This is a genomic window from Olivibacter sp. XZL3, assembly GCF_004368405.1.
In the GTDB taxonomy this organism is placed as follows: domain Bacteria; phylum Bacteroidota; class Bacteroidia; order Sphingobacteriales; family Sphingobacteriaceae; genus Olivibacter.
The window spans coordinates 1-2090 of sequence record NZ_SBJH01000103.1 but is presented as its reverse complement, the minus strand read 5'-3'; the positions used below and the strand labels follow the sequence as shown (position 1 = coordinate 2090).

The 2090-nt window shown below is 34.9% G+C and carries 3 protein-coding genes; all 3 read right to left on the bottom strand.

Annotation, left to right across the window (positions count from 1 at the left end; all coding sequences use genetic code 11):
* Positions 1-67: 67 nt before the first annotated feature.
* The gene (locus EPX21_RS19475) at positions 68-541 is read right to left on the bottom strand and encodes a hypothetical protein (RefSeq protein ID WP_134091335.1); all 474 of its coding nucleotides are present in this window, start codon (positions 539-541) and stop codon (positions 68-70) included.
* Between the two features lie 255 nt (positions 542-796).
* Positions 797-1240: a thermonuclease family protein gene (locus tag EPX21_RS19470; protein ID WP_134091334.1), complete on the bottom strand. Its 444-nt coding sequence runs from the start codon at positions 1238-1240 to the stop codon at positions 797-799.
* A gap of 7 nt (positions 1241-1247) precedes the next feature.
* Positions 1248-1847, bottom strand: coding sequence for a hypothetical protein (locus EPX21_RS19465; protein WP_134091333.1), 600 nt, complete (start codon positions 1845-1847; stop codon positions 1248-1250).
* Positions 1848-2090: the final 243 nt, after the last annotated feature.

The window sequence follows — 2090 nt, the reverse complement described above, 5'->3', positions numbered from 1 at the left end:
TTTTTAGTGTGCACTCTTGTTGCCAATTTTGGTGTATTCTTATTTCCCATTTTCTGTGCAGTAGTAATTACCGCTTACACCTGTTTTTAAGATAGTTAGTGCCATCAGTTGAAAGGTTAATGTTCGCAACGAAAATTCCTCGTATTTTATATGCGTCTATTTTTTCCAATAAATCTAGCCGTTTAATCAATGATGCTACCTCTGCTTTGCCGGCAGAGTCGATCAAATTTTGAATCTTTTCTTTCGATTCAAATTGACAAAGGGTGCCGTAAAACTCCTTTAATATGGTATCTCCAATTGTCTTTTTTGATGACTGAGATATTTTTGATTGAAATATATCTATAGTTCCTAGCGCCTCATTTATATATATACCATCTACTCCCTTGTCCCCATTATTATCACAGATAGAATCTATTGCTTCCTCTTTATCTAACCGATAGTATTTTTCAAGATACCACATCAAAAAGGCTGCGCTTTCGCTTCTGCTGTTAACAAGATAAAACTCTATTTCTTTAAGCAATGTTATATAGTCAACGTTCATTTTTCTTTCTTTTTGTAAATTTCAGCAATTTTTTATAAGAGGCGAAGTGAGCGTTTTTTTATTTGAAAACAGCTCATTATAACTCCGAATCGAATTTTGACCTTTTGGATAGATCTTCAAAAGTTATATTTACCTAGTAAGGATCTCGAATAATAGCCGATTAACGTTTTAGACTAACTTACTGAGTTCAAATATAGTGAAACCAATGGATAATATGAGTGTTGTTTTTTATTCCAAAGTAAAAATATCACATGCTTAAGCACTATCGTGACCAATTTTAATAATGTGAAAATTGGTTTCAGCGTAGTCTTCTAAGGCAGCAAACTCCTGAGATTTATCGAAATAGGTGTAATGCCAGGCGAGCCCAGCTTTTAGCAATTCTTTGTTTAGGTTAGTGCCGTCTGACAGAATTACCATACCAACAGTTCTACCATAGCGATCAACGTCCTTTACTTCCACTTCTACTGTTTTTTTGAAGCAGTGATCAGCAGTAAATTTTCTTGCTACGCTGCCATAGTCTTGGTGGCTTTCGGGACAGTCGATACCATAAAACCGAACCCTGATCTGTTTATTATTGCGGTCTAGGATCGTAATAGTGTCCCCGTCGGCTATCCGTACGACTTTGCCCACTAGAACGGTCTGGCAGATAGCGATGTAAGTTTGGCAAAATAGGAAGAGGCATAGGCAACGTTTTTTCATAAATAGATTAATTCTTTTTACGTTTTAGAGCATTTTTTCGCCTTTCCTCTTCCAGTAACTTTTCTTGCAATTCCGCGGTGTTTATTTTCACGTCTTTAAAAAGATGCTTAAAAATTTCACCCCGTTCCTTTTCTAATGCTTTTTCGATCAATATTAATTCAAACGCTTGCAATACAGGGTTTCTTTTTTTCTGCAAACTATGGTCGTCCGTGTTTTCGGTGAGGTATTTAAGTCTAACTACTTCAATCCCTGTTTTAGTAGATATATCTTCTTTGGTATTTTCCACTCTTTCATAGTTAGCTAGATATTTACCTAACTCTGTCCGGTTCTTTGTTATATCACTATAATATCTTTTTTGTTCGTCACTTGGTATAAGGTCAAGGTCTGGATAAACTGCTTTTATGGTGTCACTAATTGAGTCTCCTACAGCCAGGCTTATCAAATATAACTTTATAGCGGCCAAGCGTTTTGTTCTGCCGCTTTTCAATTTGCTTAAATCAGAAGGTGCTATGTTGGTTTTAGAATATATAACAATGTCAGATATATCTTTGCTCATTAAATAAGCACCTAGTTCATTGGATGGAGTAATGTCTTTTTCTTTCGCCACTCTCGTGTTTTTTCCTAAAATTAGGGCAGAAAGCACCGGCAATCAATGCTAATTGTTTTTACTTTCTTTTATTGTTAAAATTTGTATTTTAAGAAAGTGGTTGTTATCTTTGTTTAACATTTAAAGAACTGTGAATGAATAAATAAAATTTATTGAACATATCGTATCCACCCTATGGTCCACGTCTATGAATAGTGTTATGTTGTTTCTAGCTTTGCTGTATGAGCAAAGAAGAAAAAAGAT

Excerpts from the sequence above, each read along its gene's own strand:
- EPX21_RS19470 (WP_134091334.1), bottom strand. The coding sequence starts at position 1,240 with ATGAAAAAACGTTGCCTATGCCTCTTCCTATTTTGCCAAACTTACATC.
- EPX21_RS19475 (WP_134091335.1), bottom strand. The coding sequence starts at position 541 with ATGAACGTTGACTATATAACATTGCTTAAAGAAATAGAGTTTTATCTT.